The sequence below is a fragment of the Sorangium sp. So ce726 genome, assembly GCF_051521405.1.
In the GTDB taxonomy this organism is placed as follows: Bacteria; Myxococcota_A; Polyangia; order Polyangiales; family Polyangiaceae; genus Sorangium.
On the sequence record NZ_CP150349.1, the window covers coordinates 9,305,102 to 9,325,334 of the forward strand.

14 protein-coding genes and 2 pseudogenes are annotated in these 20,233 nt (G+C 68.3%); 14 read left to right on the plus strand and 2 right to left on the minus strand.

Going from position 1 to position 20,233, the window contains the following annotated elements:
* Positions 1-79: 79 nt before the first annotated feature.
* Positions 80-751: pseudogene (locus WME79_RS34535) on the minus strand (hypothetical protein); the annotation flags it as partial.
* Positions 752-885: 134 nt separating this feature from the next.
* Between WME79_RS34535 and WME79_RS34540 the strand changes: the two are divergent.
* From WME79_RS34540 to WME79_RS34595, 12 genes and pseudogenes are all read left to right on the plus strand, one after another.
* Positions 886-2,244, plus strand: a complete 1,359-nt coding sequence (locus tag WME79_RS34540) for an exopolysaccharide biosynthesis polyprenyl glycosylphosphotransferase (protein WP_437523586.1) — start codon at positions 886-888, stop codon at positions 2,242-2,244.
* 369 nt (positions 2,245-2,613) lie between these two features.
* Positions 2,614-3,054 carry a response regulator gene (locus WME79_RS34545; protein WP_437523588.1) on the plus strand — a complete coding sequence of 147 codons (441 nt, stop codon included), beginning with the start codon at positions 2,614-2,616 and terminating at the stop codon, positions 3,052-3,054.
* 371 nt (positions 3,055-3,425) lie between these two features.
* Positions 3,426-4,607, plus strand: coding sequence for a polysaccharide biosynthesis/export family protein (locus WME79_RS34550; protein WP_437523591.1), 1,182 nt, complete (start codon positions 3,426-3,428; stop codon positions 4,605-4,607).
* A gap of 21 nt (positions 4,608-4,628) precedes the next feature.
* Entirely contained in the window at positions 4,629-6,923 is a 2,295-nt protein-coding gene (locus WME79_RS34555; RefSeq protein ID WP_437523594.1) for a polysaccharide biosynthesis tyrosine autokinase, read from the plus strand.
* A gap of 22 nt (positions 6,924-6,945) precedes the next feature.
* Positions 6,946-8,385, plus strand: coding sequence for an O-antigen ligase family protein (locus WME79_RS34560; protein WP_437523597.1), 1,440 nt, complete (start codon positions 6,946-6,948; stop codon positions 8,383-8,385).
* 367 nt (positions 8,386-8,752) lie between these two features.
* Positions 8,753-9,934, plus strand: coding sequence for a glycosyltransferase family 4 protein (locus WME79_RS34565; protein WP_437540000.1), 1,182 nt, complete (start codon positions 8,753-8,755; stop codon positions 9,932-9,934).
* Between the two features lie 97 nt (positions 9,935-10,031).
* Entirely contained in the window at positions 10,032-10,193 is a 162-nt protein-coding gene (locus WME79_RS34570) for a hypothetical protein (RefSeq protein WP_437523600.1), read from the plus strand.
* A 28-nt stretch (positions 10,194-10,221) separates the two neighbouring features.
* Positions 10,222-11,442: pseudogene (locus WME79_RS34575) on the plus strand (glycosyltransferase family 4 protein); the annotation flags it as partial.
* Positions 11,443-11,612: 170 nt separating this feature from the next.
* Positions 11,613-13,130, plus strand: a complete 1,518-nt coding sequence (locus tag WME79_RS34580; RefSeq protein ID WP_437523603.1) for an oligosaccharide flippase family protein — start codon at positions 11,613-11,615, stop codon at positions 13,128-13,130.
* On the plus strand, positions 13,127-14,341 hold the full coding sequence (locus WME79_RS34585) for a glycosyltransferase (protein ID WP_437523607.1): 1,215 nt from the start codon (positions 13,127-13,129) through the stop codon (positions 14,339-14,341). Before WME79_RS34580 ends, WME79_RS34585 begins: the two co-directional genes overlap by 4 nt.
* Complete coding sequence (locus tag WME79_RS34590; protein ID WP_437523610.1) at positions 14,334-15,578, plus strand: glycosyltransferase family 4 protein; 1,245 nt, start codon at positions 14,334-14,336, stop codon at positions 15,576-15,578. Before WME79_RS34585 ends, WME79_RS34590 begins: the two co-directional genes overlap by 8 nt.
* A gap of 588 nt (positions 15,579-16,166) precedes the next feature.
* A complete protein-coding gene (locus tag WME79_RS34595) occupies positions 16,167-16,904 on the plus strand; it encodes a class I SAM-dependent methyltransferase (RefSeq protein ID WP_437523613.1) in 738 nt (245 codons plus the stop codon).
* A 53-nt stretch (positions 16,905-16,957) separates the two neighbouring features.
* Here WME79_RS34595 and WME79_RS34600 read toward each other — a convergent pair whose 3' ends face one another.
* Positions 16,958-17,623, minus strand: a complete 666-nt coding sequence (locus tag WME79_RS34600) for a S8 family serine peptidase (protein ID WP_437523616.1) — start codon at positions 17,621-17,623, stop codon at positions 16,958-16,960.
* 461 nt (positions 17,624-18,084) lie between these two features.
* On the opposite strand from WME79_RS34600, the gene WME79_RS34605 reads away from it, so the two are divergent.
* Positions 18,085-19,680 (plus strand): S1C family serine protease, encoded by a 1,596-nt coding sequence (locus tag WME79_RS34605; RefSeq protein ID WP_437523619.1) that lies wholly within the window; start codon positions 18,085-18,087, stop codon positions 19,678-19,680.
* On the plus strand, positions 19,680-20,114 hold the full coding sequence (locus WME79_RS34610) for a hypothetical protein (protein WP_437523622.1): 435 nt from the start codon (positions 19,680-19,682) through the stop codon (positions 20,112-20,114). Before WME79_RS34605 ends, WME79_RS34610 begins: the two co-directional genes overlap by 1 nt.
* Positions 20,115-20,233 lie beyond the last annotated feature (119 nt).

Below are 20,233 nucleotides of genomic sequence, written 5' to 3' on the forward strand. Positions count from 1 at the left end.
CGTCGCCCTCCGGGAAGAGCACGCGCCGTCGCAGGTAGCGCATCATGCGCCGGACGGCGTCCTCGAGCACCTGACCGACCTGGAACGTCTTCAGGTGACCGAGCTCGTTCCACACGAGCTCTGCGCCGTCTTCGTGGTAAGCCCCGTCGAGAAAGACAATGTGCAGGTGTGGATTGAGCCGCAGGTCGCCGGACGTGCGTCGCACGACGGTCACCGCGCCGCTCTTAACCGCGCTGAGCGCGCCGCGGCGCGCGGCGCGCTCTTGGTAGAACCGCTCCACCCCCTCGACGAAGAGGCGCGTCAGCGCGCCGAAGAGCGCGCCATCCTGGGCTAGCCTGCGCCGCCACGGGAACGGAAACGTCAGCACCCATTGCCTAAGCGCGACCCCGGGCAGCACGTCCTCGATCAGGTTCGCCGCCGTGGCACACATGCGCCGGCCCAGGCACGCAATCGCGCTGATAGCGCTCGGCGCCGGCTGATCCACGCAGGCCGTTCGGCCATGAGGCGCGCGGGCGCGAACGGGCGTGGTCGCCCCGTCGCGACGAGACGCAGCCTGCTGAGAGACAGTCCGGCCTCGACGAACCGCAGGCCCTCCGGCTCGAGACGTCACGAGCGTCAATCGATCCGGCGCGGGCGAGCCGCGATTCACGCCTTCGCTCCCTTTTCGACCTCGACGCTTGTCGATCACGGCTGCAAGCGCAAGAGCTCTGCAGCGCATCCGGCGAGGCCTGACCTCGCAATCATGCTTCATCCAAGAGTGCGGATCGACTTTCCTGCTATACCTGGCAATACACGTCGGGTCATTTGCCCGATTATCCAAAGACCCAACATGACTCTGGTCTGAGGTATTCGATGGCTTTTCGCAAGCAAACAGCGGCTCCGGGGATGGCGCCGAGGTTCAGTCTCGCAGCAGACTGCGCAGTCCTGGTCCTTGCATCGATCGCTTCGTCGGCGACGGCCGGAGGTGTCGTCCACTGGGGCTCTGTCGTCACGATGGCACCGATAGCGCTGGCGGGATGGCTGCTCGGCAGCCGCATCTTGCACCAGTACGACGTCTTCAAGGCGCAGGGCCTTGCGGGCGATTTGGTACTCACGTCCGTCTTGGTGCTCGCCGTCGCGTCCACGCTCGCGCTCTTCAGGGCGACAGTAGATGGGTACGCTGCGGATGCGACGCTGAAGCACTTCCTCGCCGTGCTCTGGTCCGGCACGCTCCTGCTCCGCATCACGCTCCCCCGGGGGCGGGGGCTAGCCAGCCACGAGCCCGACGATACCCTCGTCATTGGCGTCGGCCCGCTCGGCCACCACACCGCCCGTCAGATCCGCGCCAAGAAATCGTCACGCGGGGCGATCTGTCACCTCTCCTTCGTCGACGAGGTGAATAGCGGTCGAGTCGATGGTCGAATCCTCGGGACGAGCGACGACCTCGAGCGCGTCCTGCGGGAGCGCGTGTTCGGCGAGGTGTACATCGCGGGCAACTCGCTCCGGCACGGCGGGGCGATGCAGGCCAGCATCCGGGTGTGCGAACGGCTCGGGATACCCTTCGCGCTTCCGGCCAGTCATTTCCGGTTCGATCGGGCGCGCCCGGCGGACGCCCGCGCAATCTCCGATGGCTACGTGCATTACCTCAGCGTGGAACACAAGCCCTACCAGATGGCCGCCAAGCGCGTCCTCGACATCCTCGTATCGAGCTGCTTGCTCGCCCTTCTCTCGCCGTTGCTCCTCGTCGCTGCGGCGCTCATCGCGCTGACGTCTCCAGGTCCGATCCTATTCCGGCAAAAACGGGTAGGGCGCTATGGGCGCACATTCGAGATACTCAAGTTTCGCTCGATGGTGGTCAATGCAGAGGCGCTGAGGTCGAGCTTGATGACGAGGAACGAGCAAGCCGGGCCTGTGTTCAAGATCAAGAAGGACCCGCGGGTGACTCGCGTCGGCAGCATCCTTCGCAAGTACAGCATCGACGAGCTTCCGCAGCTCGTCAACGTGCTGCGCGGCGATATGGCCCTTGTCGGGCCGCGCCCGCCGCTTCCCAGCGAGGTTGAGAAATACGAGGCCTGGCAGCTCCGGCGCCTCTCGGTGCGTCCCGGCCTGACGTGCGTGTGGCAGGTGAGCGGTCGCAACAATATCTCGTTCGAAGAGTGGATGTACCTTGATATGCGGTACATCGATCACTGGAGCATAGCGGAAGACATCAAACTGCTCCTGAAGACCGTCCCGGTCGTGATTGCCGGCCGCGGCGCCAGCTGAACCCTGGCCGCCCCGCCCCGCGCGGCGCGCGAGCTCGCCGCGACCAACGTCGCGCCGAGGGTCCTCTGGCAGTTCGTTCGGGCTTCAGCCGGGGACACGGTGTTCGTCGATGAAACCGCTTTCTCCGCGCTCATTGAGCCGACGAATCCGGGCTGACGGCGGGGCGCACCGCACGCGGGTGAGCGCGTGCGAGGCCGGCTCGTCGTCCCGTGAGATGCGTACTCTGGGAGCGGCGCCCACGGCGCTGCAGATTCTGCTCTGAACGGCTCGTTCGGTGACTTGCTGCTATTCCAATTCGCAGCCTTTTTTCTTGCGATGGCCTCGTTTGTCGCTATATACGCATTGTTGATTCCTGGTAGGGGGGAAGCGATGACTGACAAAAAGCAATGGCGGGTCCTCGTTGTCGATGATGAGCCAGTATTTACCGCCAGGGTGACAATCGCTTTGAGGAGACTTGGGTTCCTCGCCGATGCGGCGATCGACTGCCAGGCGGCGATCCGACGCATCCAGCAGGACCCGCCCGACGTTGTCTGCGTCAGCCTGAACCTTCCTCGCGATTCGGGGTACCACCTCTGCGAACTGATCCGCAAGAGCCCAACGCTGCATCGCTTGAAGATCATCGTGATCAGTGACAGGCACTCTCCTGAGGTCATTGCCTACGCCGAGGAGGCGGGGGCGAACGCATTCCTCAAGCGGCCATTCAAGCACGAGCTGCTCGCGGAGTGCATGGTCAGTGTGCTCGAGGAGCCTCGGGCGCCGCAGGTCGAGGCGTCTCAGCACATCCCGGGCACGGCCTTCGCGTTGGGGTGAGCGGCGTCGATCCGGAGCACCTCGCGCCATGATCCTGGGGCTGCCGCGCGCTGGTCCAGGCGTACCAGGTGCTGGCGGGCTCGCGCGACTATCCGGGCTGGCTGCGCGCATTCGCGCGGTGCATGGGCGGCGAGGGCAGGTGGGCCCGGCGGCGAATGTCGCTGACGCAACGCGCGCGGGCCGATGCGCTCCACGCCCTCGGATAGGCGCCTCACGCGGTGCCCGACCACGCTCGAGTGTCTGAACGTGCAGAATCTGAACGTGCAGAATCTGAACGTACGGAAACAGACGTGCGTCGGGGTGCCGTGAGCGCTTCCATAGCTCCCATCGGTACACAGCAACAAGGACACACCAGCTTCGATCAGGCTGCCATGGTAGACAAGATCCTCCCCACACTGGCCGTCGCAGCCGCCTTGTCCGCGCTGGGTGGTTGCACCTGGGCACCGGGGCCCGCACTCGATGCCAGCCGCCTGCAGGACGATCTGTCCACCAAGACCGGCACCGACGTCTATCCGGTCAAGCTGATCACCGCCGACCTCGTGCGCGCACAGACTGACTCCATCGCGCTTGCCGCCGCTGTGCCCGATTCGCCGGCGAGCGCGGGCAACCTGGCCCAGTTGCTGAGCGAATACGAATACGAACTCGGCCCGCAGGACCTCGTCGGCGTGACCGTGCTCGATCACCCGGAGCTGAGCTCGAGCCTGATCACCGCCCCGGTGGCCGGCCCCACCGTGCCGGTGCCGGGCGTGCCGCAGATCACGCCAACCAACCCGCAGGCCGACCAGAGCGGCTATCGCGTGAACCGCAATGGCGAGCTGTACTACCCGCCCGTGGGCAAGCTGCAGGTGCGCGGCAAGACCGTCGACGACGTGCGCGGGATGATCATCCGGGCTCTCCGCAACACCGTGCGCGACCCGCGCGTGGACGTGCGCGTGATTGCCTACCGCAGCAAGCACGTGGACGTGACCGGCCAGGTGCGCGCGCCAGGCATGCTGCCGGTGACCGACGTGCCGATGACGCTGGTCAACGCCATCACGCGGGCCGGCGGGTTTGCGCCGGAAGCCGATGTGCAGAAGGTGCGCTTGATCCGCGACAGCCGGCTCTATGAGTTCGACCTCGAGGCGCTGATCGAGCGCCGCAACGGCGCGCACGACTTCCTGCTCAAGGGCGGCGACGTCGTCTACGTGCCAGACCACCTGTCGAGCCGCGTGTTCGTGCTCGGCGAGGTGGTGCGGCCGCAGTCGCTGCTGATGAACAAGGGGCGGCTGTCGCTGGCCGACGCGCTGGCCGGCGTCAACAGCATCGACATCCGCGCCGCCGATCCGCGCCAGATCTTCGTGGTGCGCGGCATGCGCGACAAGCCGCAGACGCCCGACGTGTACCGGCTCGACATGACGCAGGTGGACGCCATGCTGCTCTCCACGCAGTTCCGGCTGGAGCCGCTCGATGTGGTCTACGTGGGCACGTCCGACGCCGTGCGCTTCAACCGCGTGCTGGACCAGATCACCCCCGCCATCCAGACCCTGTTCTTCAGCAAAGAACTGGCTCGCTAGCCTAGTCAGTACGGAGCCGACATGAGCCCCCCTGTCCAGCGCCCCTACGGTACGCCGCTACCCCTGGAGGACGACGAGTTCATCCTGCGCGATCTGGTGCGGATGGTGCGCCAGCAGCCTGGCTGGGCGATCGGCATCACGGCCGTCGTGGCCGCCGCCGCCACGCTGTACGCCTACTCGATGCCGGCGATCTATTCGGCCGACGCGCTGCTGCAGGTGCAGGCGAGCAACCCGGACAGCGCACCGCTGGCGCGCGCCTCGCAGATGATGGGCGGCGACAAGCCGCTGCCCACCGAGACCGAGATCGAGATCATCCGCAGCCGCTCGGTGCTGGAGCCGGTGGTCAACGCGTTCCGACTCAATGTGTCGGTGGCGCCCGTGACCATACCGTTCATCGGCAACGTCGTGCGTCGCTTCGCCACGACGGGTGAGCCGGCGCCGGCGTGGTTCGGTCTGAAGAGCTATGCGTGGGGCGGCGAGCAGATCGACGTGGAGCTGCTCGGCGTGCCGCCGGCGCTGGAAGACGTGCCGCTGACGCTGCGCCTGCTCGAGGACGGCGCGTTTGCGCTGTTCGATCCCAATGGCGTGCAGCTGCTGACCGGACGGGCCGGAGCCATCGTCGACGACGGTCCGCTGCAGATCCGCGTCGGCAAGCTCGTGGCGCGGCCGGGCACCGAGTTCACCGTGACGCGCGCCAACCAGCTCGCGGCCATCGAGGAGCTGGGCAAGTCGCTGCTGGTGGTCGAGCAGGGCAAGCAGACCGGCATCGTGCAGATATCGATGGAGAGCAGTGACCGCGTGGCGGCCATGCAGATCGCCAACGCGGTGGCGCAGTCGTATGTGCGGCAGAACCTCGAGCGCCACCAGGAGGAAACCGCGCGCACGCTGGAGTTCGTGAACGCCGAGGTGCCGCGCGTACGCGCCGACCTGGAGAAGGCCGAGGACGCGCTGGCCGCGCTGCAACAGCGGCAGGGCGCGGTGCGGCCCACGTCCGAGGCGCAGTCGTACCTGCAGGGCGGGCTCGAGATCGACCGCCAGATCGCGATGCTGACCCTGCAGCGCACGCAGCTGCTGCAGCGCTTCATGCCGGCGCACCCGGACGTACAGACCATCGACGCGCAACTGAGCCAGCTGCGCGCCATGCAGCAGAAGCTGGAAGCGCGCTTCCGCGACATGCCCGCGTCCGAGAAGTCGGGCGTGCGCATGGAGCGCGACGTCAAGATCGCGCAGGAGATCTACATCTCGCTGCAGAACAAGGCGCAGGAGCTGATGATCAATCGCGCCGGCATGGTGGGCAACGTGCATATCCTCGATGAGGCGCTGATCCCGTCGTTGCCGGTCAAGCCCAAGCGCGCGCTGATCATCGCGGCCGGCCTGATCCTGGGCTTTGTGCTGGCGGTACTCACGGTGTTCATGCGCCGCGCGGTGTTCGGCCGCATGCGCGAGATCGAGGAGATCGAACGCCGCCTGGCGCTGCCGATGTTCGGCGAGATTCCGTTCAGCCCCGCGCAGAGCTGGCTCAAGGCCAGCGAGCCGCCCGAGCTGCCAATGCCGGTGGAGCTGGCCGGCGCGGAGCACGCGCCGGTGGCGCCCGAACGCGCCGAGGAATGGCTGCCCGCCGCCACGCGGCCGGTGCTGGCGGAGAGCCGCCCGCATGACGAGGCTATCGAGGCGCTGTGCGGCATCTGCACGCAGTTCCAGTTCACGCTGAAGCAGATGGGCCATCGCGTGGTGGCGATCGTGGGCGCCACGTCGGGCGTGGGCAAGAGCTTCGTGGCGGTAAACCTCGCCACGCTGCTGGCCAGGTCGAACCGGCGCGTGCTGCTGATCGATGCCGACCTGCGCCGCCACCGCCTGCCCGGCTACTTCAACCGTGCCGCGGGCATGGGCCTGTCCGAGCTGCTTGGCGGCCGGCTCGATGCCGACCAGGCCGCGGTGCCCACCGGCGTGCCCAACCTCTGGCTTGTGCCGGCCGGCAACTTCGGCGCCACGCCGGCCGAGTTGCTGATGAACACGCGCTTGCGCCAGGCGCTGGAGAGCTATGCGCGCACCTACGACCTCGTCATCATCGACACGCCGCCGGTGCTCGACCACAACGACGCCATGCTGGTGGCCGCGCTGGCCGGCGCCACGGTCCTGGTGCTGCGCGCGGGCGTGCATACCGAGCAGCAGATCGTGGAGGCGGTGAAGCGGCTCAAGCGTGCCGGCGGCAACGTGGTGGGCGGCATCCTCAACACCGTGAGCCGCAACGGCGGCCACCGGCCGGCCGACAGCATGGACGACGTGGTGGCCCGCGCCACGGGCCAGGCAGCATGACGCCCGACGGAGCACGCCGGTAATGGACCTCGCCCTCGACGCCCCCGCGCGACGCGAACAGCGGCAGCTGCATCCCGCGCTGGTGCCGGGGCTGTTCTTCGCGTTCGTGCTGTTGCTGATCCTGCTGCGCCTGGGGCGCGTGGTGGAGCTGTTCTATCCGGCGGGCGCGGTGCTCGTGGGGCTGCTGTGCTATTGGCGCAGCCCGACCCAGTACGTGTCGTTCATGTGCTGGCTGTACTTCCTCTCGCCCGAGGTGCGCCGCCTCGCGGATTTCTCCAACGGCGCCTTCAACCCGATCAGCCCGATCCAGATGGCCCCGATCCTGGTGGCCGTGATGAGCGGGCTGACCGTGCTCACGCACTACCGCGTCGTGGCCACCAAGCGCGCGTTCCCGTCGCTGCTGCTGGTGCTGACGCTGACCTATGCGCTGGTGGTGGGCTGCATCCGCAACAGTATACCGTCGGCGGTGTACTCGTTCGGCTACAACATCATCCCGGTTTTCGTGGGCTTCCATATCCTCTCCACGTGGAAGCACTACCCGATCTATGCGCGTGTGCTGGTCACCACGTTCAGCTGGGGCATGTTCGTGATGGGCGTCTACGGCGTGATTCAGTACGTGCTGATGCCGCCGTGGGATGCCATGTGGCTGTTGCGCTCGGGCATGAACTCGGTGGGCGAGCCGTTACCGTTCAGCTTCCGCGTGTTCAGCACGTTCAATTCGCCGGGGCCGCTCGCCACGGTGCTGATGAGCGGGCTGCTGTTCATGGTGGCCGGGCGCGGCAAGGTGGTCTGGGTGGGCGCGTTGTCGGGGCTGGCGGTGCTGCTGCTGACGGCGGTGCGCTCCGCATGGGGCGGGCTGATCATCGGCGGACTCTATGCGCTGGCCTGCATCGACGGCCGCACGCGCTCGCGCGTGATCCTGGCCATCCTGATCGTGGCCGCGCTGTCGGTGCCGATGTTCACGATCGATGAATTCGCCGAGCGGTTGCTGGACCGCATGGAGACCTTCTCGTCGATCCAGGACGACCACAGCTTCCAGGAGCGGCTGCAGTTCTATGAATCGTTCCTGTCGGTGGCCGCCAGCGACATCGCGGGGCAGGGCATGGGGTCGGTCGGCATCGGCACCAAGCTCGACTCCGCCACGAGCCAGCTCGGCAAGTTCGGCGTGTTCGACAGCGGCCTGATGGAGATTCCGTATGTGATGGGCTGGCCCGGCACGTTGCTGTACATCACCGGGCTGCTGTGGATGATGGGCCGGGCGATGAAGCGCGGGCTGGCGATGAAGTCGAATCGCCTGCTGGCCGCGGCCGTGGGCACGTCGATTGCGCTGGTGTCGATGCTCGTGTTCTGCAATACGCTGAACGGGTTCGACGGCATCCTGTTCCAGATCGGCGTGACGCTGCCCGTGATCGGCCATCGCTATGCCCGCATGCTGGCCGCGCACGGAGGACCCAGCGCATGAGTCCGCAATCGACCATGCCGGCGCCGTTGCATGTGGCCATCGTCACGCATGGGGTCGATCGCAACGACGGCCCGGGGGCGTGGCAACCACGAGATCGCCGCCGCGCTGGCCGCTGGCTGCGAGGTCACCTGGGCCAGGGCTGGGACGCGATGGGGGAACGCTATCTGCAGTTGTACCACCGTCTGGCACGGCGGCCCGCAGCGGCGGGCGCGCCAGACACTGACATGACGCTGAAGGGAGAATCCAGATGACCGCACCTCTGTTCCAGATCGGCGTGACGCTGCCCGTTATCGGCCATCGCTATGCCCGCATGCTGGCCGCAGGGAGGACCCAGCGCATGAGTCCGCAATCGACCATGCCGGCGCCGTTGCGTGTGGCCATCGTCACGTATGTGATCGATCACAACGACGGCCAGGGGCGTGTCAACCACGAGATCGTCGCCGCCGCGCTGGCCGCTGGCTGCGAGGTCACGCTCGTGGCCAACCGCGTGGCCGAGGTCTGGCGCAATCACCCGCGCGTGCACTGGCAGCGCGTGCCCGAGGGGCGCCTGCCAGCCGCGCTGCTGCGCGACCAGGTATTTGCCATCGCCAGTGGCTGGTGGCTCGCGCGCAACCGGCACCGGTTCGACATCGTCCATGTGAACGGATTCATCACGTGGGCGCGCGCCGACGTCAACACCGCGCACTTCGTCCACCATGGCTGGCTGCATTCGGGGTACTACCCCTACCGGCTGCGCGATGGCTGGCGCGCCGCGTACCAATGGCTGTACACGCACGTCAACGTGCCGCTGGAGCGCCGCGCGTTCCGGCAGGCGCGGGCCGTGGTCGCGCTGACGCCGCGCATCGCCGCCGAGCTGCGCGCCACGGGCGTGCCTGCCGCTGGCATCGAGGTGATTCCGAACGGCGTGGACACCAGCGAGTTCACGCCGGGCAAGGTCTGCCGTGCGCGCTTCAGGCTGCCCGCCGGCGTGCCGCTGCTGCTGTTTGCCGGCGACCTGCGCACGTCGCGCAAGAACCTGGGCACGGTGCTGACCGCGCTGGCCGATGTGCCGGAACCGGTGGCGCTGGCCGTGGCCGGCACCACCGAGCGCAGCCCCTACCCGCAGCTCGCGCGCGACCTCGGCGTGGCCGAGCGGGTGCACTTTCTCGGTCACGTGGCCGACATGCCCGCGCTGATGCGCAGTTGCGACGCGCTGGTGTTCCCCTCGCGCTACGAGGCGATGTCGCTCGTGGTGCTGGAGGCGATGGCCAGCGGCATGGCGGTGCTGGCGGCGCGCTCGACGGGCGCGGCGGGATTCGTGCCGCCCGATGCAGGCGTGGTGCTGGACGACCCGAACGACGCGCCCGCGCTGGCCGCCGCGATCCGCCAGCTCACGGCGGACCCCGATGCGCTGCGGCGCATGGGCCAGGCCGGCCGCGCCGCCATGCTGAGCCAGGGCTGGGGCGCGATGGGCGAACGCTATCTGCAGCTGTACCGCCGTCTGGCACGGCGGCCCGCAGCGGCGGGCGTGCCAGGCACTGACATGGCGCTGAAGGGAGAATCCAGATGACCGCACCCTGGACACTTGCCGAAACCTCAGCGCTGCATCCACCCGGGGCATTGCGCACGCATGCCGGCGCGCCCGACGAAGGCTGCCAGCCAGCGGCGTGGCGGCGCTGGCGGCCGGCCTGACCGGTGCGCTGCGCGGCACGCTGCGCCTGCCCGATGCCGAGGCGTGCCGCCCCCACGCGCGCAGCCGCTTCGACATCCCGGTGATCGCCGCCAGGACGGCCCAGATCTACCGCGAGGCGGTCAACCGTTGCGAATGAGCCGATGCGCCGATGACGTGAGGAAGTGATGGGGGGAGCCGAGATGAAAGTCGCAGTAGTGCATGACTGGCTGGTGACCTACGCCGGTGCGGAGCGGGTGCTGGAGCAGATCCTGCGCTGCTATCCGGACGCCGACGTCTTCAGCCTGATCGACTTTGCCGAGGAGCGCGCCTTCCTGCGGGGCCGGCCCGTCACCACGTCGTTCATCCAGCGGCTGCCGTTCGCGCGCGAGCGCTATCGCGGCTACCTGCCGCTGATGCCGCTGGCTATCGAACAGCTCGATGTGTCCGGCTACGACCTCGTGATTTCCAGCTCGCACGCGGTGGCCAAGGGCGTACTGACCGGCCCGGACCAGCTCCACGTGAGCTACGTCCACACCCCCATCCGCTACGCGTGGGACCTGCAGCACCAGTATCTGCGCGAGAGCAACCTGCAATGCGGGCTGCGCTCGGTGCTCGCGCGCATGCTGCTGCACTACATCCGCAACTGGGATGCGCGCACGCGCGATGGCGTGGATCACTACATCGCCAACTCGGCGTTCGTGGCGCGGCGCATCCGCAAGATCTACGGGCGGCACGCCAGCGTGATCCATCCGCCCGTGGACGTGGACGCCTTCGTGCCGGGCGGCCCACACGAGGACTACTACGTCACGGTGTCGCGGATGGTGCCTTACAAGCGCGTGCCGCTGATCGCGGAGGCGTTCCGCGCCATGCCGGACCGCAAGCTCGTGATCGTCGGCGCGGGACCGGAGCTGGACAAGGTGCGCGCCGCCGCCGGCCCCAATGTGCAGGTGCTCGGCCATCAGCCGTTCGAGGCGATGCGCCGCATCATGCAACATGCGCGCGCGTTCGTGTTCGCGGCCGAGGAGGATTTCGGCATCTCCGTGGTGGAGGCCCAGGCGTGCGGCACCCCGGTCATCGCCTATGGCCGGGGCGGCGCGCTGGAGACCGTGCGTGACGAAACCAGCGCGATGCCGACCGGATTGTTCTTCGCCGAGCAGAGCGTGCCCTCCATCGTCGATGCGGTGGAGCGGTTCGAGCGCAATGCCGCGCTGTTCCGCCCTGAATACTGCCGGCTCAACGCCGAACAGTTCTCGGCCGACAATTTCCGCGAGGCGCTGCTGGGCTTCGTGGCGCGTGCGCAGGCCATGGCGGCCTCGGGCCGCCAGCCGGACCAGCCCGAAGGCGGCCCGGCGCGTGCCGTGCGCGACGACCAGCTCGACCGCACCGGCCGGCAGGTGAACGTGATGACGCCGGGCCCAGAGGTCGGCCGCAACAGCGGCTGGGTGGACGTGCCGATGGGCATCACGGCGCTGCGGCGTGCCGATGGCGAGTACGTGGTGGTCGTCGAGGAAGACGCGCGCGGCAAGAACCTGATGTACCGGTGGCGGCCCGCGCTGGCCGCGGAAGCGACGCGGCCATGATGGACGTGACGCTGCGGCGCAACCTGCTGATCAACCTGACCGGATCGGCCCTGCCGACGCTGGTGTCGCTGGTCACGGTGCCGCTGTACATCAAGGTGCTGGGCGTGGAACGCTTCGGCGTGATGGCGCTGGCGTGGGTGCTGGTGGGCTACTTCACGCTGTGCGACTTCGGCATCAGCCTGGCCGGCCAGAAGCGCATCGCGCGTGCGCTGGCCACGGCCGATCGCGAGGACATCGGGCGCACCTTCTGGAGCGCGGTCTGGACCAACCTGGCCACCGGGCTGGTCGGCGCGGCCATCCTTTGGGCGGTGGCCGGCGCGTACTTCAACTGGGTCACGCATGCGTCGGAGGCGCTGCTGGCCGAGGTGGCGCAGGCGTTGCCGTGGATCGCGCTGTTGATCCCGGTGGGCAACGTGGGAGTGGTGTTTGCCGGCGCCATCAGCGCGGCCGAGCGGTTCTCGGTGTTCAACATCAACCAGACCATCGGCACGGTGCTGTTCCAGGTGCTGCCGGTGACGGCCGCCTTCGTGTTCGCGCCGACGCTGCAGGTGACGCTGGGCGCCGCGGTCATCGCGCGCGCGATCCTTGCGCTGATGCTCGGCGTGGCGGCGCTGCGCGTGCTGGAAATCCGCACCGTGCAGCCCGCGCAGCGGTCCAGCGTGCGCGGGTTGTTCGGCTATGGCCGCTGGATGCAGCTCACGATGGCCGCGAACATGATCGGCGAATCGCTCGACCGCGTGGTGGTGGGCGCGCTGCAACCGCCGCGCTTCGTCACGTACTACGCGGTGCCGCAGAACCTGGTGTCGCGGCTGAGCCTGCTCTCCGATGCGCTCTCGCGCACACTGTTCCCGCGCCTCGCGGCCGCGCCGCGCGAGAAAGCGGTGGAGATCGCCCACCACTCCCTGGGTTTCCTGCAGACGCTGCTCACCCCGGTCACCATTGGCGCGCTGTTCGTGCTCGAGCCGTTCCTGCACCTGTGGGTGGGTCAGGAGCTGTCCACCAGTTCGGGCGATATCGGCCGGATCATGGTCATCGGTGTGTGGCTTGCCGGACAGACCACCGTGGCGCGCAACCTCATGCTGGCACAAGGCAAGGAGGCAGGCGTGGCGCATGTGTCGATGCTGCTGCTGCCGGCCTTCGCGTTGTTGCTGTGGGGCGGGGTCTACGTGTTCGGCATTCAGGGCGCGGTGATGGCGGCGCTGGTGCGCGGCGTGGTCGAGTATGCGGCGCTGCTGCGGTACTGCGGCATGCGCGTGCGGCCGCTGTTGCGCGAGATGGCGCCGCACCTGGCGTTCGTCCTGGTGGCGCTGGTGGTGGCCTCGCACGTGGATGGCTGGATACCTTGCCTGGCGGTGGGCACGGCCCTCACCCTGTGCAACATGGGATGGTCGCTGCACAGCTCGGCCACGTTCCGCGACGTGGCGCAATCGGCCTGGCAGCGGCTGACGCGACGCGCGCGGGATGCCGCCCCGCAGGACGTTGCCACGCAGGCGAACCACGGAGGCAAGACATGAGGATTCTTCACCTGGCCAACCACGCGCTCGATGTCGGCAACGGCATCGTCAACATCATGGTGGACCTTGCGGTGGCGCAGGCCGCCGCCGGGCACGAGGTGACCATCGCGTCCGCCGAATGCGGGTTTGGCGGCTGGCTGGCCGGCACCGGCGTGCGCCACATCACGCTGCCGCAGCGCAAGCCGCTGGGATTGCCGCTGGCCGTGCGCGGACTGCGCCGGCTGACGCGCGCGATGGGGCCGGAGATCGTCCATGCGCACATGGTGTCGGGCGCGCTGATCGCCTGGCTGACGCGGCGTATGGGCGGCGCGCGCTACGGGCTGGTGACCACGGTCTACAACGAATTCCAGCGCAGTTCGAACCTGATGCGGGTCGGTGACCGCGTGGTGGCCGTCAGCGGCGCCGTGGCAGCATCGATGGTCCGGCGCGGCATTCCGGCGGACAAGATCAGCGTGGTGCGCAACGGCACCATTGGCTCGGCGCGGCTCGCGCGGCTGCCGGTGACCGACATGTCGCTGGCCGGGCCGTCGATTGTCACGGTGTGCGGGCTGTACGCACGCAAGGGCGTGCTGGACCTGATCGCCGCGTTCGCCGATGTGCGCCGCGCGGTGCCGGCGGCGCAGCTCTACCTCGTGGGCCATGGCCCGGACCGTGCCGCTTGCGAGCAACTGGCGCGCGACCTCGGCCTGGCCGATGCCGTGCACCTGCCCGGCTTTGTGCGCGACCAGCGCCCGTGGATGCGGGCCGCCGACGTGTTCGCGCTGGCATCGCATTCGGACGCGTTCCCGCTGGTGCTCAGCGAGGCGCGCGAAGCCGGTTGCGCGATCGTGGCCACGACGGTGGGCGGCGTGCCCGAGGCCCTCGAATTCGGCGCGGCCGGCATGCTCGTGCCCGCGCAACGTCCGCGCCTGATGGGCGAGGCGCTGACGGCCCTGCTGCGTGACCGCGCCATGCTGGCCCACTGGCGCGCACGCGCCGCCACGGGCACCGCCTGGCTGCGCGTGGACCGGGTGCAGCGCGAGTATGCCGAGATCTACGGCGCATTGCTGTCCGGCGCACGCCAGCCGGCGCACGCCGGCACCGTCGAGGCGGCCGATGCCGCGAAGTATGCCGAGATCTACGGCGCATTGCTGTCCGGCGCACGCCAGCCGGCGCACGCCGGCACCGTCGAGGCGGCCGATGCCGCAAAGGAACTGGTGTGCCATGGCTGAACAGGACCCTCCCGCCATGATGCGCGTGAACTCGACGGCGCATGAGGCCAGCCCGGCGAGCGCGCCCCTGACTGGCGCGCAGCGCGTGCTGTTTGTCGACCAGAGCGGACAGATCGGCGGCGCGGAACTGTGCCTGCTCGATATCGCGCGTCATCGGCGCCATGACAGCGAAGTGCTGCTGCTCGAGGATGGCCCGTTCCGCGAGCGGCTGGCCGCGCAGGGCGTGCGGGTCAGCGTGGAGGCAAGCGCCGCCGTGCGCGCGCTGCGGCAGCGCGGGCTGGGTGCGGGCACGCTGCGCGGTCTGCTGGCGCTGCCCTCGCTGGTGTGCCGGGTGGCCCGGCGCGCGGCCCGGGCCGAAGTGGTCTACGCCAACACGCAGAAGGCCATGGCCGTCTGCGTGCTGGGCAAATGGCTGCACCGCCGGCCCGTGGTCTGGCATCTGCACGATATCGTCGATGCGAGCTTCTTCGGCCCGTCGCAGCGGCTGGCCATCCGCTGGCTGTCGCGCGGCCTCACGCGCGTGGTGGCCAACTCCCACGCGAGCGCCGACGCATTTCGCGCGCTGGCCGGCTCCGCCGTGCCTGTGGACGTGGAGCACAACGGCATCGAGCCGGCGCCGTTCGACGCCGCGTTGCAGCGCGACCGCCTGGCACTGCGCGTGGCCAACGGCCTGCCGGCGGACGGCCTCGTGGTGGGGCTGTTCGGCAGGCTGACGCCGTGGAAGGGGCAGCGCGTGGTGATGGATGCCATCTCGAGCATGCCCGGCGCGACGCTGGTGCTGGTGGGCGCCCCGCTGTTCGGCGAGCACGCCTACGAAGCCGCGCTGCGCGCGCGCGCGGCGCAGCCCGATCTCGCTGGCCGCGTGCATTTCCTCGGCTTCCGCGCCGACGTGGCGGAGCTGATGCACTGCATGGACGTGGTGGTGCACGCCTCGGTGTGCGCCGAGCCATTTGGCCGCGTGGTGGTGGAGGGCATGCTGGCCGCACGGCCCGTGGTGGCCACGGCGGCAGGCGGGGTGAAGGAGATCGTCGACCACGGCGAGACCGGCCTGCTGGTGCCGCCCGACGATGCCGGCGCGCTGGCGGCGGCGCTCGCGTCGCTGTCGGACGCCGGCGTGCGCGACGCGATGGGGACGCGGGCGCGTGCCGCCGCCATGACGCGCTTCTCGCCACAGACCATGCTCGCGGGCGTGGACCGCATCGTTGCCGACGTGGCCCGTGTCGATCGTGGGAAGTAAGCATGCACGTTTTCGTACACTTGTCTGCGGGCCAGGACCCTCAACCCCGCCAGAGGAGACGAGGCGCGTGCCGCGGACCGTCCCATGCGCTCCGAGCGCCGCGAGCCAGAGCTCTTCATGCACAAGCGGCGCGAGCTTGGGCTGAAAGAACTGGGCGACGTCGCGCGCGGAGCGGCTTCTCCTGAAGCGTGTTCGCGTGCCAGTGGCGTCGCGGACACATAGGGAGCTTATTAATTCGAATCTCCGTAACTTGACAGGAATGTAAAATCCGCACACGCTCCTGAGTGACTGGAGCATGCGTGCGGACTGCCCGCCGTGTCATCCGTCGTTAGGGGGGCAAACCATGGCTTCGATGGGTGTGGGGCGTATTGTCCCGGTCGAGCGTCCTTTGATCACGGTTCCCATACGGCAATACCCGTGGAAGAACCGGCGCTGCACGCCGAATCGCCGGCTATTCTTGCAGGCCGGCGACGTCGCCGTGGCGAGCACCGTGCTTGCGTGCGGCGGCGGGGGAAGCCCGTATTCCTATAACAACTCCTCCTGCCCCGGTTCCGTCGAGCAGGCGAACATCCTCTCAGGAGACGCGTCTTGACTTCGGCCGTGACCCACGACCGGTGGACCGCTGCCCAGACCGCCGAGCTTAGCTATTGGCGCGGGCTCGACCTGCGCGAGATCCTGCGCATCTGCGCGGAAAAGCCGGAATTCCTGTCGCTGTTCGACGACGCGACGCAGCGCGACCTGCTGTACGGCAAGGACGTGCTGGAGGTGGGCTGCGGCCCCCTGGGCGTGAGCGTGGTGTCGTTCAGTCGCCACAAGACCGGGGTGCGCCGGCTGGTCAAGGCCGATCCCCTGCCCCGCCTGCCTCTGCGCGAGACTCGGCTGGTCGTGGACACCTGGGCTGCCCCTTTCCTGACCTGGGTCGAAGGTCTTGCGGCCGAGGGCGAGTACATCCAGACGCCGGGCGAAGATCTGGGCTTCGACGCCTGTTTCGACACGGTGGTCACCTACAACGTGCTCGACCATGTTCGCGAGCCGCTGACCATCCTGCGCAACGCAGCGCGGGCGCTGCGTCCGGGCGGCAAGCTGCTGGTCGGCGTCGACTGTCTATCGCTGGTCGGGCGCTGGCGCTTCGAGCTGCTGACGCGGCAGATCCACAAGGGCAGCATCCTGGTCGAGGCCCACCCGCACACGTTCCTGTCCAGCACGGTGGGTCGGATGATCGAAAACGCGGGCTTCCGCCTCAATGCCATAACCGGAGTGCCGGGGCTGCTGCGGCGGCTTGCCGGTAGCCACTCACGTCCGGCCTTCCTCGCCACCAGGCCGTGAAAAGCGCCTTCAAGCCCATTGACAGAGAGTGTCTTCAGGATCGCGCCTGGCGCTCAAACATTGCAACCATCTCCTAGGTTAGAGTTGCCCGCGCATGCGGTCACGAAGATGCCATCGTCGAATGCGTCCTCCGCGTCCCTCTCGAACGATAGGTTCGCTACCGGACTGCACGCGTCACTGCCGGCCGGCATCCAGCCCCAGGAATTGGTTATGGCATCGACATTGCGATCAAAACCATCGGCGAACGCCGCCGTGATGTCTGCCGTGCCACCATCGTCTGCGTTCATGCCTCCAAAGTAAATCAAGCTCGCCTCGGGCGCGACGCCGGTGGCGCGCGTCTCCCATGTTGCGCTGTGCGCACACTGCCCAGATTCGCATGGCTGCCCGCCGCAATCGAAGCTGGTGGAACAAGCAGCGGCAGAGAAGGCAGCGTCGCGGAGGTTGACGCCGTTGCCCTGACCGTCTTGATAATCACCGAGGACGATGGACGATACTACTGTGCCGTGGTCATCGGGGTCGTCGTCGGCGAAGTTGGCGACCGGTTCGCAATAGTTGCCATTGCTATCGCCGACTGTGCCGTCAGTAGCGCGTAGGTAAAAGAAGCCGGATCGCTTCGCGAGGAAGTGTGGCGCGGCGAACCGAAGTGGCGGGACCGCGAGCGTCGCGACGCCTCGTTCATGGCTCGAAAGAGTGGGCCCCGCGCGGCGCAGAGCGCGCAACGGGGCGCATCGGCGTGCTGCGGGCACACGTCGCCCTCCGGGGCGTTGGTCTGGCCCGGGATGTTCTTGCGGCTACGCGGCGTCCCCGAGCGCCTTGCGGCGCAGGACGGTGCTCTTCAACGCTCGGGGCTCCGGGTCGCCTACGGCGCCCTGCGCCCCGAACCCCCAGTACGGCGGCCGCCGGCGAGCGCACACGGGGGCGTCCAGTCTGGGGATCGCCTATCCGTTAACAGCGAAAATTTCCATCTCGATCGCTGCGGCGGACACAGCAATGGAGCTCGACACCGCGCCTGAGGTGGATATCGTGGGCGCTACCGAGGAGCATAGGGTTCCTTGGTCGCTGGAATTGGCTTCCAGCCGGAGCTGCGAACGCGGACAGGCAGCTCATAGGCTAGGTTTCAGGATTTCGTGAGCACGGGATGAACCAATTGCGGACCCTCGGGGTTTGGTTGCGCCGCACGTTGCTGACCGGATTCGGCGTTTCGGCGTTGTTGCTGGCGCCGCGCTTCGCGGAGGCGACGCCGGTGCGGCCGGTGGAGCCGATCAAGGTGAACGGCAGCGAGCTCGGGACGGTCACGATCTCGAACGTGATCCTGAAGGCGCCGAACCTGGACGACGTGCTGATCGTCAAGGAAAAGTTCCTGGTGATGTTCCTGGAGGAGATGCGCGAGCTCGGCTACCGCGCGCTCGGCCGCGAGAACCTGGCGCTGAACCAGGATCGCTCGAACGAGGCGGCTTTCCTCCTGGCCGGGACGATGACGGCGGCGGACTGCTCCGACGAGCGAGGCCTCACCTGCGGAATCACCATCAAGTGGGAGCTGCTCGATCGCTCCTCCAAGACCGTGGTCTATCAGATGACGTCGAACCACGAGGAGATGGAGATGCGCCAGCTCGACCGCGCGGCGGCCGGCAACGCGCTGCTGCTCGGCAGCCTGCGCTCGCTGCTCGCCCGGCCGATGTTCGTGCAGACCCTCCGGGGCTCGAGCGCCCCTGCGGAGGCGCCGGCCGCGCCCGAGTTTCCGCCCGGGGAGATGCGCGGCTGCCCGGCCCGCGCCCTGGCGATGCCGAAGATGAGCGAGGACGTCTTGAAGGCCACGGCGCTGGTCAAGCTCAATGACGGCGTCGGCAGCGCGGTCGTGATCTCTCCGGATGGCTTGCTGCTCACCGCGGCGCACGTGGCGACGACGTCCGAGGTGGTGGTGCGCTTCCGCGACGGCAAAGAGTTTCCGGCGACCGTGATGCGCGTCAACGAGCAGTCGGACGTCGCGCTCTTGCAGCTGAAGGATCGCTCACACGAAACGCCGTGCTTGACGCTGCGCATGCCGCCCCCCAGCACCGGCGACGACGTGTTCGCGCTCGGCGCGCCCGGCGGCGAAAGGCTGTCGTTCTCCGTGACGCGCGGCATCGTCAGCGGCCAGCGGACGTTCGACGGCAACAGCTTGATCCAGACCGACACCAGCATCAGCCCCGGCAACAGCGGCGGGCCGCTGGTCGACGACAAGGGTCAGGTGGTCGCGATCATGACGTTCAAGGCGACCGGGCAGGGCATCGAGGGCCTGGGCTTCGGCGTGCCTTCGGCCACCGCGCTTTCGTCGCTCGGGCTGAGCTTCGGCGAGACGACCGGGGCGCTCAAAATCGAGCGTGTCGAGCGTAAAACGGCGTCGGGCGGGCTCGCGTTCAGCGGCGCGGCCGACAAGCCCGATCCGCCGTGGTTTTATGTGGGGGAGGACGCGCCCGGCAAGACGCCGGGTTGGGTCGGGCAGGCGAACGGCTGGGGCTGGGTGGCGGTCGTCACCGGCGGCGTGACGGTCGGTACGACCGCGCTCCTGAACATCGGCAGTACGCCCTCCAGCTTCGGCGCGCTCCGCACCTGGAACACCGTAGGTTGGGCCGTCACCGGGCTCGGCGCGGGCATGGTGCTTAGCTCGTACGTCTTTGCGCCGAACAAGAAGCCGCCCGCGACCGGGCGGCGTTCGACGCCGGGCCGCACCTTCGCCGCTGGTGTCGGCGCGCCCGGCATCGGGCTCACCTCACTTTCCATCATGGGGACGTTCTGATGTTGCTCCGCACGCTGTGTGCTGCGCTGCTCTTTCTGCTGCCGGGAGGGTGCCTGCTCTTGCAAGAGCCGCCGACGAGGCCGCTGGGCGATGAGTGCGAAGACAACGACTGGTGCAATGAAGGCCTGATCTGCGTCTTCCCGTATGGGACGAACAACCCGGGTGAATGCAGCACGCCCGGTACGTGCGCCGCCGACGGCGATTGCCCCGCAGGTCAGCTCTGCCAGGGCTCCACGATCGACAAGTCCGGCGTGTGTCAGGCGAACACGGGCTGCATCTCCGACACGGCATGTGTGGAGGGCGCCACCTGCTACCGCGGTAGCTGCTTGTTCTTGTGCGAATCCTCCTCGGAGTGCCCCGAGGACACGTACTGCAGCACGCTGGATGATTGCCCGTACCGTATGACCTGCTCCAAGGCCTGCGCGTACCTCTGAGGCGCCGTCGAATCGCGCGTGCTTTGGGCCGAGGTTCGGCGGGTGAGGGAGCGCGGTCCGCGGCGGGCGTCCAGCGGGTCCGCCTCCGCTTCCGGCGGGGCCAGCTTCGCGTAGGATGG

Coding starts and splice junctions, on each gene's coding strand:
- WME79_RS34540 (WP_437523586.1), top strand. CDS start 886: ATGGCGCCGAGGTTCAGTCTCGCAGCAGACTGCGCAGTCCTGGTCCTT.
- WME79_RS34545 (WP_437523588.1), top strand. CDS start 2,614: ATGACTGACAAAAAGCAATGGCGGGTCCTCGTTGTCGATGATGAGCCA.
- WME79_RS34550 (WP_437523591.1), top strand. CDS start 3,426: ATGGTAGACAAGATCCTCCCCACACTGGCCGTCGCAGCCGCCTTGTCC.
- WME79_RS34555 (WP_437523594.1), top strand. CDS start 4,629: ATGAGCCCCCCTGTCCAGCGCCCCTACGGTACGCCGCTACCCCTGGAG.
- WME79_RS34560 (WP_437523597.1), top strand. CDS start 6,946: ATGGACCTCGCCCTCGACGCCCCCGCGCGACGCGAACAGCGGCAGCTG.
- WME79_RS34580 (WP_437523603.1), top strand. CDS start 11,613: ATGATGGACGTGACGCTGCGGCGCAACCTGCTGATCAACCTGACCGGA.
- WME79_RS34585 (WP_437523607.1), top strand. CDS start 13,127: ATGAGGATTCTTCACCTGGCCAACCACGCGCTCGATGTCGGCAACGGC.
- WME79_RS34590 (WP_437523610.1), top strand. CDS start 14,334: ATGGCTGAACAGGACCCTCCCGCCATGATGCGCGTGAACTCGACGGCG.
- WME79_RS34610 (WP_437523622.1), top strand. CDS start 19,680: ATGTTGCTCCGCACGCTGTGTGCTGCGCTGCTCTTTCTGCTGCCGGGA.